The sequence below is a fragment of the Paraburkholderia sp. DHOC27 genome (genome assembly GCF_003429005.1).
In the GTDB taxonomy this organism is placed as follows: Bacteria; Pseudomonadota; Gammaproteobacteria; order Burkholderiales; family Burkholderiaceae; genus Paraburkholderia.
This window is the reverse complement of record NZ_QVQV01000006.1, coordinates 581,642-595,652: the sequence shown is the minus strand read 5'-3', so window position 1 is coordinate 595,652 and position 14,011 is coordinate 581,642. Positions and strand designations below refer to the sequence as shown.

The window sequence follows — 14,011 nt, the reverse complement described above, 5'->3', positions numbered from 1 at the left end:
CCGCCCTGTATGAACGCGAACAAACGCCGCGCTATCTTCGAGACGCTCCAAAGTATCGACCCCGAACCGAAGACCGAACTCGAGTACAGCACGCCGTTCGAACTGCTGATTGCCGTGATGCTGTCCGCGCAAGCCACGGACGTGTCGGTCAACAAGGCCATGCGCAAGATGTTTCCGGTCGCCAATACGCCGCAGCAGATCGTCGAACTCGGCGAGGAAGGCGTGACCGGCTACATCAAGACGATCGGGCTCTACCGGACCAAGGCGAAAAACGTCGTGGCGACTTCCCGGCTGCTGCTCGACCAGTATGGCGGCGAAGTACCGGCGAATCGCGAGGCGCTCGAGAGTTTGCCCGGCGTGGGACGCAAGACCGCCAACGTGGTGCTCAACATCGCATTCGGCGAGCCCACCATTGCCGTGGACACGCATATCTTTCGGGTTGCGAATCGAACCGGGCTGGCGCCGGGCAAGGACGTCCGCGCTGTGGAAGCCGCGCTGGAGAAGTTCACGCCAGCCGAGTTCGTGCAGCATGCGCATCACTGGCTGATCCTGCATGGCCGCTACGTGTGCAAGGCGCGCCGGCCGGAATGCTGGCATTGCGCGATCGAACCGCTGTGCGAGTTCAAGCCAAAGACACCGCCGCCGGATCTGTGAAGCGCGGTCATTAGTTCGAGCTTGGGGTGAGGTCCTGGAGGTTGCCGTCCTGGTCGTGAGCTTGAGTTCGGTGCCGGGCCTGGCTTTGATCTTCACTGCGCCCTCGGCTTCGGCTCGCGCGTCTGAACCCTGGCCGCTCATCAGCGTCACATCCGTGCGCGGCGTAAAATCATGTTTTGCCGTCGCGCGGACGCAAGTGCGTCCCGCCTGCACTCTCCCTCACCACCGTATTCCCGCTCACGATGTTCAATCCCAGCCGCGACGAAGTTCGAAGCTTTTTCACCGAGACCTGGCGCAAGCAGCGCGCAGGGACGATCCTCACGCCACTCGAAGCCATCGCGGCCGACTGGATCGTCGAGCACCCCGAATACCACGCCGAACTCACCGACGCCGAAGCGGCCAACGCGCAGGACTACTCACCCGAGCGTGGCCAGACCAACCCGTTCCTGCACCTGTCGATGCATCTGGCCATCAGCGAGCAACTCTCCATTGACCAGCCGCCCGGCATCCGCGCGGCGCACGAGCGGCTGGCCGCGCGCCTCGGCTCCACGCACGAGGCGCAGCACGCCATCATGGAATGCCTCGGCGAGACCATCTGGGAAGCCCAACGCACCGGCACGCCGCCCGACACCGACGCATACCTGCAGCGCATCGAGCGCCGCGCGTCACGCGACTGAGGTCCGCCGCCCGCGCCTCGCGTGCGGAGGTTCTCGCCAATCTCTCCGCGGTCACGCAAAACGAGCGCCGGTAAACGCAAAACACCCCGCCAGAGCGGGGTGTTTTTTTGCCTTGTCACGTACAGCCAGCAGATACGCTGCGCTTACTTCTTCTCGACCAGATCGCCGTTGAGCGATTCGATGTAGGCCGCGATGTCTTTCATGTCGCTTTGCGACAGCGTTTGCACCTGCGCCTGCATGATCGCGTTGTTGCGGCCGAAGTGCGGGTTGCCGTTGCCCATCTGATACTGACGCAGCGCCCAGTAGATGTAGTCGCCGTGCTGTCCGGCCAGCCGCGGATATTCCGGGCTCACCGGCTTGTTCAGGCCCGGGCCGTGGCAGGCGGCGCAGTTGTGCGCCTCGACCAGAACCTTGCCGTTGCCGGCGTCGGCGGCGTGCGCCACGTTCGCTGCGGCCAAACCGAGCAACGCCGCTGCTGCGCATGCCGTCTTGAACACCGTGTGGAGTGCCTGTTGGGGCTTCTTCATGAATTCTCCTATCCCGCGAAATTGATGAGCCGAGTGACTGGTTGATTGACCGCAGCCCATCACTTGTCGGGATTATTCTTCGAAGAGGGGTTCTGCTCCGAATAGTACGCGGCGATGTCGGCAATGTCCTGATCCGACATGGATGCCGTAATGGCGTGCATGGTGGCGAAATGGCGATCGCCCTTCTGGTAGCCATGCAGGGCGTTTTCGAGGTATTGCCGATTCTGGCCACCGAGGATAGGCACCCGGTACACCTCAGGGTACGCCGTGCGGTAGTCAGGAATGCCGTGGCAGCCAATACACATCGAGACCTTGCCTTGTCCTGCCTTCGCATTGCCTACGACATCCGCTGCCTGCACACTGGCCGCGTATCCCGCCAGCACCGACAGCGCTGCGATCACGACGTGTTTGCCGACGAATTTATTCATAGCATGTAACCTGGCTTGAGGGGAAACGGGCGCCCGAAAGGCAACGGCCTGCACCATTCTTTCTTCTAGGGTTGCCACGCAGGCCAAAAAAATCGGGCTAATTGTACCGCGACGCTACAGCGGGCGTCCACCAAGCGCCGGCCCACGTCTGGCGGGCGCCTGCATGGCCTGGCACGGTGCCGCGAGGACCACTGTAACGCCTCGGCCACGCCCGTGCACGTTGGCGGACACGCCGCCCGCGCGGGACCGGCCGGCGCTGTCCAACACCGTGCAGCCCGGCCCCGCGCACGACCAGCGGGAAAACCCGCACAGTCTCGGCCGCCACTGGCTTTGGCACCCTGCCCGCCCACCGGGCAACGCACCGGCCAGTGCGGGTGACACGATACGTCAGCGCCTTTCAGGCCAACAGGGCTTCTGACTTATACTGGAATTTTCCCCGAACGAGCGTCTCGCCATGCGTTTCGAAGGCTCCTCGCAATACGTCGCCACCGACGATCTCAAGCTCGCGGTGAACGCCGCCATGACGTTGCAGCGACCGCTGCTCATCAAGGGTGAGCCCGGCACCGGCAAGACCATGCTCGCCGAGGAAGTGGCCGCCGCCCTCGGCATGCCACTCCTGCAGTGGCATATCAAGTCCACCACCAAGGCCCAGCAAGGCCTGTACGAATACGACGCAGTCTCGCGCCTGCGCGATTCGCAACTGGGCGACGAGCGCGTCAAGGACATCGCCAATTACATCGTCAAGGGCGTGCTGTGGCAGGCGTTCGAAGCGGACCAGCAGACGGTGCTGCTGATCGACGAGATCGACAAGGCGGACATCGAATTCCCCAACGATCTGCTGCGCGAACTCGACCGCATGGAGTTCTACGTCTACGAGACGCATGAACTGATTCGCGCGAAGCATCGCCCGCTCGTCATCATCACGTCGAACAACGAGAAGGAACTGCCGGACGCGTTCCTGCGCCGCTGCTTTTTCCACTACATCAAGTTCCCCGACCCGGTGACGATGCAGCAGATCGTCGAGGTGCACTATCCCGGCATCAAGAAAGAGCTGCTTGCGGCGGCAATGGCAAGCTTCTTCGAGTTGCGCAACGTGTCCGGCCTGAAGAAGAAGCCGTCCACCTCCGAATTGCTGGACTGGCTCAAGCTGCTGCTCGCCGAAGACATTCCGCCCGAGGCGCTGCGCTCGTCGGATCACAAGCAGATCATTCCGCCGCTGCACGGCGCGCTGCTGAAAAACGAGCAGGACGTCGGGCTGTTCGAACGGCTGATCTTCATGAACCGCAATAACCGGTAATGCCGTTGATTTCGCCGTTGCCGCGGCCAGCGCAGCCGGCCGCAAGCCCGGCCGCCGTGCGCTGAAACAGAGGACCCCGCATGCTGATCGACTTCTTCTACACCTTGCGCGCCGCGAAGCTGCCCGTGTCGGTGAAGGAATATCTGACGCTGCTCGAAGCGCTGAAGGCCGGCGTGATCCCGCCGTCGCTCGACGAGTTCTACTATCTCGCGCGGCTCACGCTCGTCAAGGACGAGCAGTTCTTCGACAAGTTCGATCAGGCGTTCGGCGCGTATTTCAACGGCGTGGCGCTGAAGTCCGAACTGGCCTTCGACGTGCCGCTCGACTGGCTGAAGAAGAAGCTGCAGCGCGATCTCTCGCCGGAAGAAAAGGCGCAGATCGAAGCGATGGGCGGCCTCGACAAGCTGATGGAGCGTCTCAAGGAACTCTTCGACGAACAGCAGGAGCGTCACGAAGGCGGCAACAAATGGATCGGCACGGGTGGCACCTCGCCGTTCGGCAACGGCGGCTATAACCCGGAAGGCATCCGCATTGGCGGCGATGCGGCAGGCAACCGCTCGGCCGTCAAGGTCTGGGACGCCCGCGCGTACCGCGACTATGACGATCAGGTGGAAATCGGCACCCGCAACATCAAGGTGGCATTGCGGCGGTTGCGCCGCTTCGCGCGCGAAGGCGCTGCCGAAGAACTGGATCTGCCCGACACGATCCGCAGCACGGCCGCAAATGCCGGCTGGCTCGATCTGAAGATGGTGCCCGAGCGCCACAACAACGTGAAAGTGCTGATGCTGCTCGACGTGGGCGGCTCGATGGACGACCACATCAAGCGCACCGAAGAACTGTTCTCCGCCGCCAAGGCCGAGTTCAAGCACCTCGAGTTCTACTACTTCCACAACTGCGTGTACGACTTCCTGTGGAAGAACAACCGCCGCCGTCACGCGGAACGCATGCCGACGTGGGACGTGCTGCACAAGTTCACGCCCGACTACAAGCTGATCTTCGTCGGCGACGCCACCATGAGCCCGTACGAGGTGCTGCAGGCGGGCGGCTCGGTGGAGTACAACAACGACGAGGCGGGCGCGGTGTGGCTGCGCCGGCTCGCGGATCATTTCCCGCGCCACGCGTGGCTCAATCCCGAGCCGGAGGGTTTGTGGGAATACCGCCAATCGGTGTCGGTGATTCGTGAAGTGCTCGGGCACAGGATGTATCCTCTCACCCTCGCGGGGCTCGAAACGGCCATGCGCACGCTGAGCAAATGAGTTTTGCCCGCTCGGGACACCGTGTGCTGTTTCGTACCACGCAGCGTCCTGCTTCGTACCACGCTTAGCGCTTCAGCAATTACCCCACAACGCACTTTCGAGACCTCCGCATGCCTCCGTCGTCGTCCCCTGAGCTGGCCCCTTCTACCGCGCCGCGCACACCGCTGAGGCCGTTTGCCGACACCTCGGTATCGGCGGTCGTAGCGGGCTTCGTGGCCATGATGACGGGCTACACCAGCTCGCTCGTGCTGATGTTTCAGGCGGGTCAGGCCGCGCATCTGTCGGACGCGCAGATTTCCTCGTGGATCTGGGCGCTCTCCATTGGCATGGCGTTGTGTACGATCGGCCTGTCGCTGCGCTTTCGCGCGCCCATCGTGATTGCCTGGTCCACGCCGGGGGCCGCGCTGCTGGTGTCGTCGCTGCCACACGTGGCGTATCCGGAGGCGATCGGCGCGTTCATCGTCTGCGCACTGCTGCTTACCGTGGTCGGTCTGACCGGCTGGTTCGATACGCTGATGAAAAAGATTCCCGCCGGGATCGCTTCAGCACTGCTGGCCGGCATCCTGTTCGAGATCGGCATCGAGATTTTCCGCGCCGCGCAGTTCCAGACCGCGCTGGTGCTGGCCATGTTCTTCACCTACCTGATCGTCAAGCGCCTCGCGCCCCGTTACGCCATCGTCACGACGCTGGTAGTCGGCACGGCCGTGGCCGGCGGGCTCGGCCTGCTCGATTTCAGCCGCTTTCACGTCGCCCTCGCCCAGCCCGTGCTGACCATGCCGGCCTTCTCGGTTGCGGCCATTGTCAGCATCGGCATTCCGCTGTTCGTCGTCGCAATGGCGTCGCAGAACGTGCCCGGCATCGCCGTGCTGCGCGCCGACGGTTACACCACACCGTCCGCCCCGCTCATCGCCACCACCGGGATTGCTTCGCTGCTGCTCGCGCCGTTCGGCTCGCACGGCATCAATCTTGCGGCCATCACGGCGGCCATCTGTACCGGGCCAGAAGCCCACGAGAATCACGCGAAGCGCTACACCGCCGCGCTCTGGTGCGGCGTGTTTTACCTGATTGCCGGGGTGTTCGGCGCGACCATCGCTGCGCTGTTCGCGTCGTTGCCGAAGGCGCTGGTGGTGTCGGTGGCGGCACTCGCGCTGTTCGGCTCGATCATGAGCGGACTGGCCAACGCCATGCAGGACCTGCGGCAACGCGAAGCCGCGCTGGTCACCTTCATGGTGACGGCGTCGGGCCTCACGCTGCTCTCGATCGGTTCGGCATTCTGGGGGCTGGTAGCGGGCGTGCTGACCCAGCTCGTGCTGAATGCGCGGCGCGCCTGAAGGCTGGCGGCGGAGTGGAATTGAACCAGGATGAACGCACCGCCCAACGGATGTGTCAGAGTGTACGTCTGAAGCGCCGCCTCATCCGATCCGCCATAGAATAGAAGTATCGGGCGGCATTGTCCGGCATCACGAGAACAATGCCGCAGCGTGAAATGCTGCCGCCGCGCCGACCGGAGCCCCTCCGCCGGTCGGTCAGCGGCGGTTCTCTCCAACGTCTGGACTACTGCGCCTGTGCGCCCTAAAGGCTCGACATGACTACCGCACTCGATCAACTCAAGCAATTCACGACCGTCGTCGCCGACACCGGCGACTTCCAGCAACTCGCCCAGTACAAGCCGCAGGACGCGACCACCAACCCGTCGCTGATCCTCAAGGCCGTGCAGAAGGCCGACTACCGCCCGCTGCTGGAAAAAACCGTGCGCGATCACGCGTCGAAGCCGGTTGGCGAGATCATCGACAATCTGCTGATCGCCTTCGGCACCGAGATTCTTAAGATCATTCCGGGCCGCGTCTCGACCGAAGTCGACGCGCGTCTGTCGTTCGATACCAAAGCCTCGATCGAAAAGGGCCATGAGCTGATCAAGCTGTACGAAGCGGCGGGCATTGGCCGCGAACGTATCCTGATCAAGCTGGCGTCCACGTGGGAAGGCGTGCGCGCGGCCGAGCAACTGCAGAAGGAAGGCATCCACTGCAACATGACGCTGCTGTTCTCGCTCGCGCAGGCCGCCGCCTGTGCCGAAGCCGGCGCGCAACTGATCTCGCCGTTCGTGGGCCGCATCTACGACTGGTACAAGAAAAACGCCGGCAGCGCGTGGGACGAAGCGAAAGACGGCGGCGCCAACGATCCGGGCGTGCAATCCGTGCGCCGCATCTACGCGTACTACAAGAAGTTCGGCTACAAGACCGAGGTGATGGGCGCGAGCTTCCGCACGCCGGGTCAGGTGCTCGAACTGGCCGGTTGCGACCTGCTCACCATCAGCCCCGATCTGCTGCAAAAGCTGCAGGACAGCACGGACAAGGTGGAGCGCAAGCTGTCGCCGGCAATGGGCGAGGCAGGCAATATCGAACGCGTGGCGGTCGATGAATCGACGTTCCGCTTCCTCGTCAACGACGAAGCCATGGCCACCGAAAAGCTCGCTGAAGGCATTCGTGCGTTCGCGGCAGACGCGGTCAAGCTGGAAAAGCTGATCGAAGAACTGCGTTAAGCATTCGGGCTGACAACGCGCCGGTTGGCGGCGGGGTTCGAGGCTCTCAGGCCGGGGTTGAAGCGGCCCCGCCGCGCGCGACATAGTTTCACATTCAACGCCACAGCAGACGACTACAATCGTCTTTCTGTGGCGTTGTGCTGTCTGCGAGACGCTTCGCAACATCAGTGCACGCCGCGCTCACACGAGATCTTTCGGGAGACGATGATGCAACTGAACGCCTATGTGTTTTTCGACGGCCGCTGCGAAGAAGCGCTGCGCTTCTATACCGAGCACCTCGGCGCCAACGTGCAGTTCAAGATGCACTACAAGGACGCGCCGCCGGACGCCGGCCGCACCGTCGATGCGAAGTTCGATAACCAGGTCATGCACGCGTCGGTGCGGATCGGCGAGTCGATTCTGATGATGTCCGATGACTGCATGAACGCGAATGTCACGCATCAGGGCTTCAGACTCTCGCTCACCGCCGATACGCTCGCCGACGCCGAACGGATCTTCAAGGCGCTCTCGGAAGGCGGCGAAGTGCACATGCCGCTTCAGGCCACGTTCTGGAGCAAGGGCTTCGGCATGGTGACCGACCAGTTCGGGATTGGCTGGATGGTGACGATTCCCGACGGGGCTTGAGTTGCGCCAAGGCAGCGGGTGCAACGCGTTTCGCGGGCACCCGATTGCAAGTCTCTGCGGTGAAGCAACGGGTGGGCCGCCGCGACTCACCACTGCCCCTTCACTGCACCTTGGCCCCGGCACGGAACGGTGCTCCAGTGCGCTCGATATTCCAGTTCGGCTCCGTCTCGAGCAGCAGCGCCCTTAACTGGTCGACCTGCTCGACGAGCCGCTCACCTAGCCAATAGGGGCCCTGCAGTTCCGGCGCAAGCTGTCCCGCAAGCGAGCCAGGCGGCGCGCACAGCGGCAGCGGCTGCGGATTGAGAAACCGTTTCGCGCCGCCGAAACGCAAACCGCGCGCCATCGCCAGCAGCATGGCGCGCACCGCCCGCGCTTCTACCCCGCACTGCTGCGCGAACGCCGCACGGGCGACTGCATCGGCATGCGCGAGGCTGCCAGACGTCATGATTTCCAGCGCGCTCAGCATCGAACGGTGCACCCGTTGAATGGCCTCCAGCTTCGCTTTCGGCACTTCGATTTCCTTCGCTACCGACGGCATCAACCCGCGCAACTGAATAAGCCGTGCGTTCAGTTCGAGAAACACCTTGAGTTGCTCTTCGGTATCGAACAACACGCCGCCTACGATGCGCGAGTAGATCCGCGCGCAGCTACGCAGGTTGTCGGCCAGCAGGTAACGCCATGAGTAGGTTGCATGCAGCGGCAGCGCAAACGAGAACGCCAGCGCGATCACGATGCCGATCAGCACGTTCAGCGTGCGCCACAGGCCGGTGTCGATCTGATTGTCGCCGTGTCCCGCGACGATGCACATGGTGATGGCCGTCAGCAGTCCGATGTAGCCCGCCTTGCCGATGGCGTACCAGGCGCAGATGCCCGCCGCCACGGACATCAGGACATACGTGAGCCACGGTGAGCCGAACAGGTTTTGCTGGAAAATCAGCGCGAGCCCGATTGTCGCCCCGAGCAGCGTGCCCACCGCGCGCTCCGCGGCCTTCTTGCGGATATTGCCGTGGTGCTGCAAGCCGCCGATCACCACCAGCAGCGTCACCGACGACCAGATGCCATGAGGAATATCGATGCCGGTGGTGGCGACAATCGAAACGATCATGGCAAGCCCGACGCGCACGCTGTGCAGCAGCTTCGCGTGCCGGTAACGGTAGTACGGCGAAGTGATCGCCCGCACGACGCGGTTGAAACTGGAGCGGCGCGGAATCAGGGGGTCGGAGTCGGCAGAGGCCATGATCGTCCGGTGCGAAAGACGCAATGGGGAGGTCCGCAACAAGCATACCGCAATGCCCGCAGAGCGCTTGCGCGGGCGTTGCATGTCGACAAAGACGATAGCGCGATCGGCCTAGGCGGCACGCTGTTGCCCGCTCAGCAGGCGGTCCTGACGCCTGGCCCGGCAGTGACCCAGACGCCCAGCACTACGCGCAACGGCGGCGTTTGCCGCGACCGCCGGTCCAGTGCACCCACCCTGCGCGGCGCGGCAACGCTCGATGCGACCGTCGATACTGTCAGCTTTCCACGACGTCCAGATAATCCTCCGGACGCGTCTGATCCTCGGCGTGCTTCATGCCCACCGCGCGCACCAGCAGGCTCACCACAACCGAGACCACGAGGTTCACGATCAGCGACCAGACAGCGGCGTAGCCTGGAATTGCGAGGCCGAACAGGTGGATCGTGTAGATCGAACCGGCCAGCTTCAGCGAAATGGCCATCCACGTTCCCGTAGCAATGCCCACCGCCCAGCCGAGCAGCAGACCGCGATAGTCGAGCATGCGCGTATAGAGTCCGAGCACGATGGCCGGCAGCGTCTGGATGATCCAGATGCCACCCAGCAACTGCAACTGGATCGCATACGTGAGCGGCAGGCCGAGAATGAACGCCACCGCGCCGACCTTGACGAGCAGCGAGACCAGCTTCGCGATGTTGGTCTCCTGCTCGTTGGTCATGTGACGGTTGATGAACTGCTTGTGGATGTTGCGGGTGTACAGGTTGGCCGCCGCAATGGACATGATGGCAGCCGGCACCAGCGCGCCGATCCCGATTGCCGCGAACGCCACGCCGACGAACCACGGCGGGAAGAAGTGCAGGAACAGCGCCGGTACCGCGAAGTTGGGTCCGAAGGCCGCAAAGTATGGCGCGAACTCCGGCATGTCCTTCACGCCCGCGGCAAGCGCCATGAAACCGAGCAGTGCCAGCAGACCGAGGACCAGCGAGTACGCCGGCAGCATGGCCATATTGCGGCGAATGGTATTGCCCGACTTCGAGGACAGCACCGCGGTAATCGAATGCGGATACAGGAACAGCGCAAGCGCGGAGCCCACCGCGAGGGTCGCGTAGGCGCTGTAGCCGTTCAGACTGGAGACGTCCGGCGCTTTCAGCAGCAGCTTGGCGGGCGGCACCGCGGCGAAGATATGGCCGAAGCCGCCCAGTTGCGGCGGAATCACGATGATGGCGGCGGCGATCGTCACGTAGATCAGCAGGTCCTTGACCACCGCGATCATGGCGGGCGCGCGCAGTCCCGAGGTGTACGTGTAGGCCGCGAGAATCGCGAAGGCAATGATGAGCGGCAGATCGCCGACGAAACCCGTGGTGTCGAAACCCAGTGCGCCGATCACCACTTCGATACCGACCAGTTGCAAGGCAATGTACGGCATGGTCGCGACGATGCCGGTCAACGCGATAGCCAGCGCGAGCATGCGACTGCCGTAGCGCGCATTGACGAAGTCCGCGGAGGTGACGTAGCCGTGACGTTTAGCAATACTCCACAATTTCGGAAACACCACGAACGCGAACGGATAGATCAGGATCGTGTAAGGCAGTGCGAAGAAACCCGTTGCGCCCGCACCAAAAACGAGCGCGGGCACCGCGACGAAGGTGTAGGCCGTATAGAGATCGCCGCCCAGCAGGAACCACGTGACGATGGTGCCGAAACGCCGGCCGCCCAGCCCCCACTCTTCCAGATGCGCAAGATCACCACGCCGCCAGTGAGCCGCAATGAAGCCGAGAATCGTAACGCCGATGAAGAACAGCACGAACACGAAGGTGGCGATCTGATTCATCGGGCGCCCCCTTGCGAGCGCCCCGCCGACCGGTTCTTCGTCTTGAAGTAGACGAGCGCCGTGATGACGGCGCTGATCAAGACCCACAGCAGTTGATACCAGTAGAAGAACGGGAAATCGAACAGTTGCGGTTCAACCTTGTTGTAGGAGGGCACCCAGATCATCGCGATCCAGGGTAACAAGAGCAACCACAGCCAGCGCTTGCTGGCCTTGTTCGCGTTGACGTCTGCGTTGGCGTTTTGAGCCATGCCGTCTCCTGTGTTCTTTCTTGATTGCGTCCCGTGGTCAGCGGGTGCTGTACCCGGCAGCGGACACGCCGCGGGCGCCCCGAAAGCATTGAAAGAGTATAGGAGCCGCGAAGGTACGGTCAAGCGGGGCCGACCCGAGGCGGGCAGCGTGAGACAAACACGCTGCAATGTACAGGCGGGATCTGTTGCAGCGAGCGGACCGTCGCGATGGCGTGTGCGCTGTGGTTTGCTGTGGTTCGCTACGGTTTGCTGCTTCGGCCCCGCCCGGATGAGCGAAGCCGTTTCGGTCTGCTTAGATCGTGAAGGATGCGGACGTTTGCCCGGTCGATTCCTGCAGTCCCTTGATCCATTTACGCGCTGGCAAACCCAGCGTGCTTTCGATTAGCTTGGCGCGAGCTTGCAGTGTTGCAAACGGCACGTCGAGAGCCGGACCCGAGAACGCGATAGCAATGCGATTGCCGTCGTGCACTTCGGGCAGCGCGACCACGCGGCCATCGAACGCTTCGTTCAGACGCTTCATGTTGCGCACGAAGCTCGGATGATCGCCGAACAGGTTGACCGTCACCACGCCCGCTTGCGTCAGACACGCCCGCACCGCGCGATAGAACGCCACGCTATCGAGCACCGGACCACGCGCAGTGGCATCGTACACGTCGATTTGCAGCACGCCGATCGTGCCGTGATTCGCGCGGTCGTTGACGAAATCCCACGCATCGGTTTCGTGCACCGCGAGACGCGCGTCGTCATGCGGCAGTTCGAACATCGTGCGGGCTGCCACCACGACGGCCGGATTCAGTTCGACGGCTTCGACCTGGGCACGCTCCAGAAAGCGATACGCAAACTTGGTGAGCGCCGCTGCGCCAAGACCGAGCTGAACGATGCGCTTCGGCGTTTCGAGGAACAGCAGCCACGCCATCATCTGTTGCGCGTATTCGAGCTCGATGTGATCGGGCTTGCGCAGACGCATCGCGCCTTGCACCCATTCCGTGCCGAAGTGCAGATAGCGCACGCCGCCCTCTTCCGAGAACGTCACCGGTGCGAAACGCGGCTTGCGCGGCGCGTCGATCTGGGGCGCGTCGCCCAGTTCTTCGTCGCGCTCCGTGCGCTTGTTCTTGCGCACGATTTTCTGTTTTGCGCCGGCGGCTTGCGACTCTTTGTTGCGGAAGGCACGCGCCTCGGCGGAGGCGCGCTTGATCAATGTGGTCATGTGAGGATGTCGCGCCAGAGACGCAATTTTTGGTCGAACGAGAGCATAGCATTCGCCGGACTCGACGAAGGCAATACCAGGGTGACGTAGCCCGCCGCGCCGATCACCGGCGCAAAACGGCCGGCAGTCTTGCCATTGAAGCAGACTTTCTTGAGTTGCGGCGCGTGCGCTCTCAACGACGCGAAGTCGTTGGGCTGTGCATGGCGAATCGCCGAATCGAGACTGCCCTCGCGATGACACGCGTCGAGCACGTCCCAGATACCGATGCCGTGAGCCAGCACGCGTATCAGACGCTGGTCGTAGGGGATTTCGTGCAGCGATGCTTCACCGAGCACGGCACCGACGAGGCGCCAGAACTGGTTACGGGGATGCGCGTAGTACTGCGTCGCCGCCAGCGACGCTTCGCCGGGAAAGCTGCCAAGAATGATGGTATGCGTGCCGTTGTCGACGACCGGCGGAAAGCCGCGCAGCATTAGCGATCAGCCTTGGATTGCCGATGATCGACGGACTCGAGTGCTGCATTCGCGTCACTCGTTTCACGCAGATCATGGCGCGGCGGGTTGGCGTGTTCGCTCGCGGACGCGTTCGCCAACCCGGCTCTCGGCGATGGATGCGCTCGCGACGCCGTGTGCTCCAGCGGTCCATGTTCGCGTGAATGTGCGCGCGGCGTGCCGTGGGTGGCGTGGGTGGCGTGCAACGATTGGGATGTGGACGACGCGGACACCAGATGCGCCCATAAGGCGGGCAACATGCACTCGGTGACCATCAGCGGCGCGCCGTGACGCTCGAACACCGAGCGGCGCGCCACGAGCGCTTGCGGTTGCGCTCCATCTGCTTCATCTATCTCGCGCGCAGCCAGCCGGTACAGCGGATGACGTGCCGTCAGCCTGCGGCTCACCAGCGCCGAGCGCGCCACGCTGCTATCGCTGTAGAGCAATTCGGCGAGTGGCCGCGTGCGCAGACGGCGCATGGCCTGCCAGACACCGACGCTCGCCGCCAGCGGCGCGATGCTGTGCGCCGCGACGAACGGCGTGCCGTCCACCGACAGCACCACCTCGCGAACCCATACCGGCGCACGCGGAGCAACATCGAGCGCGGCGTGCTCGTCGGCCCAGGGCATCGCCACAGTCTCACGCGTGACGCGCACCGCGACTGCGCCGAGCGTGCGCAGGTGAGCGGTCAGCGAGCCACCGCGCGTGAGCCAGTCGTGCTGGTCGCGGGTGAAACCGGGCAAAGGTGCGACACGCCAATGGGTGTCGGCGGCATCGAAGCGGATAGGCATGGTGTCGGATTATAGCGGGGCGACGTCAGAATCCGCCTGATACACGTCCTACAAAGTTCCGCGATCAATCGTTCAAACACTGCTGGCGATCAAGCCACCCGTCGCTTTCAGAGTGTTCCGATTCTCCCTGTTGCGACGTCCACGATAAAACAACGCTGCATCACCAAAGCCAGCGGTCCCGTCCGTCCACGGCGAGCAGCACGCGGCGCA

At 63.4% G+C, this 14,011-nt stretch carries 15 protein-coding genes; 7 read left to right on the top strand and 8 right to left on the bottom strand.

Features of this window, described 5'->3' with window-relative positions:
* Positions 1 to 9 precede the first annotated feature (9 nt).
* Together nth and D0B32_RS21340 are read left to right on the top strand one after the other, a co-directional pair.
* The gene (gene nth / locus D0B32_RS21345) at positions 10 to 654 is read left to right on the top strand and encodes an endonuclease III (RefSeq protein ID WP_117336254.1); all 645 of its coding nucleotides are present in this window, start codon (positions 10 to 12) and stop codon (positions 652 to 654) included.
* A 242-nt stretch (positions 655 to 896) separates the two neighbouring features.
* Complete coding sequence (locus D0B32_RS21340) at positions 897 to 1,331, top strand: DUF1841 family protein (protein ID WP_117336253.1); 435 nt, start codon at positions 897 to 899, stop codon at positions 1,329 to 1,331.
* Positions 1,332 to 1,474: 143 nt separating this feature from the next.
* Here the strand turns inward: D0B32_RS21340 and D0B32_RS21335 are convergent, their stop codons facing one another.
* Together D0B32_RS21335 and D0B32_RS21330 are read right to left on the bottom strand one after the other, a co-directional pair.
* A complete protein-coding gene (locus tag D0B32_RS21335; protein WP_117336252.1) occupies positions 1,475 to 1,858 on the bottom strand; it encodes a cytochrome c in 384 nt (127 codons plus the stop codon).
* Positions 1,859 to 1,917: 59 nt separating this feature from the next.
* Positions 1,918 to 2,286 (bottom strand): cytochrome c, encoded by a 369-nt coding sequence (locus D0B32_RS21330; RefSeq protein WP_117336251.1) that lies wholly within the window; start codon positions 2,284 to 2,286, stop codon positions 1,918 to 1,920.
* Between the two features lie 454 nt (positions 2,287 to 2,740).
* Here D0B32_RS21330 and D0B32_RS21325 point away from each other — a divergent pair, with 454 nt between their 5' ends.
* The 5 genes from D0B32_RS21325 to D0B32_RS21305 all read left to right on the top strand — a co-directional run bounded on the left by D0B32_RS21325 (position 2,741) and on the right by D0B32_RS21305 (position 8,002).
* Positions 2,741 to 3,583 carry a MoxR family ATPase gene (locus D0B32_RS21325; RefSeq protein ID WP_117336250.1) on the top strand — a complete coding sequence of 281 codons (843 nt, stop codon included), beginning with the start codon at positions 2,741 to 2,743 and terminating at the stop codon, positions 3,581 to 3,583.
* 80 nt (positions 3,584 to 3,663) lie between these two features.
* Positions 3,664 to 4,839, top strand: a complete 1,176-nt coding sequence (locus D0B32_RS21320) for a VWA domain-containing protein (protein ID WP_117336249.1) — start codon at positions 3,664 to 3,666, stop codon at positions 4,837 to 4,839.
* A gap of 110 nt (positions 4,840 to 4,949) precedes the next feature.
* Positions 4,950 to 6,170, top strand: coding sequence for a benzoate/H(+) symporter BenE family transporter (locus D0B32_RS21315; protein WP_117336248.1), 1,221 nt, complete (start codon positions 4,950 to 4,952; stop codon positions 6,168 to 6,170).
* 254 nt (positions 6,171 to 6,424) lie between these two features.
* Positions 6,425 to 7,378: a transaldolase gene (tal, locus tag D0B32_RS21310; RefSeq protein ID WP_117336247.1), complete on the top strand. Its 954-nt coding sequence runs from the start codon at positions 6,425 to 6,427 to the stop codon at positions 7,376 to 7,378.
* A gap of 207 nt (positions 7,379 to 7,585) precedes the next feature.
* The gene (locus tag D0B32_RS21305; protein WP_117336332.1) at positions 7,586 to 8,002 is read left to right on the top strand and encodes a VOC family protein; all 417 of its coding nucleotides are present in this window, start codon (positions 7,586 to 7,588) and stop codon (positions 8,000 to 8,002) included.
* A 100-nt stretch (positions 8,003 to 8,102) separates the two neighbouring features.
* On the opposite strand, the gene D0B32_RS21300 is transcribed toward D0B32_RS21305, so the two are convergent.
* The 6 genes from D0B32_RS21300 to D0B32_RS21275 all read right to left on the bottom strand — a co-directional run bounded on the left by D0B32_RS21300 (position 8,103) and on the right by D0B32_RS21275 (position 13,801).
* Positions 8,103 to 9,239: an FUSC family protein gene (locus tag D0B32_RS21300; RefSeq protein WP_117336246.1), complete on the bottom strand. Its 1,137-nt coding sequence runs from the start codon at positions 9,237 to 9,239 to the stop codon at positions 8,103 to 8,105.
* 274 nt (positions 9,240 to 9,513) lie between these two features.
* On the bottom strand, positions 9,514 to 11,064 hold the full coding sequence (mctP, locus tag D0B32_RS21295; protein WP_117336245.1) for a monocarboxylate uptake permease MctP: 1,551 nt from the start codon (positions 11,062 to 11,064) through the stop codon (positions 9,514 to 9,516).
* Positions 11,061 to 11,312, bottom strand: a complete 252-nt coding sequence (locus D0B32_RS21290) for a DUF3311 domain-containing protein (RefSeq protein ID WP_117336244.1) — start codon at positions 11,310 to 11,312, stop codon at positions 11,061 to 11,063. The genes mctP and D0B32_RS21290 overlap by 4 nt, the downstream gene beginning before the upstream one ends.
* A gap of 292 nt (positions 11,313 to 11,604) precedes the next feature.
* Positions 11,605 to 12,519 (bottom strand): spermidine synthase, encoded by a 915-nt coding sequence (locus D0B32_RS21285; RefSeq protein WP_117336243.1) that lies wholly within the window; start codon positions 12,517 to 12,519, stop codon positions 11,605 to 11,607.
* Positions 12,516 to 12,992 carry a DNA-deoxyinosine glycosylase gene (locus D0B32_RS21280; RefSeq protein WP_117336242.1) on the bottom strand — a complete coding sequence of 159 codons (477 nt, stop codon included), beginning with the start codon at positions 12,990 to 12,992 and terminating at the stop codon, positions 12,516 to 12,518. Before D0B32_RS21280 ends, D0B32_RS21285 begins: the two co-directional genes overlap by 4 nt.
* Positions 12,992 to 13,801, bottom strand: coding sequence for a chorismate lyase (locus D0B32_RS21275; protein WP_117336241.1), 810 nt, complete (start codon positions 13,799 to 13,801; stop codon positions 12,992 to 12,994). The genes D0B32_RS21280 and D0B32_RS21275 overlap by 1 nt, the downstream gene beginning before the upstream one ends.
* Positions 13,802 to 14,011 lie beyond the last annotated feature (210 nt).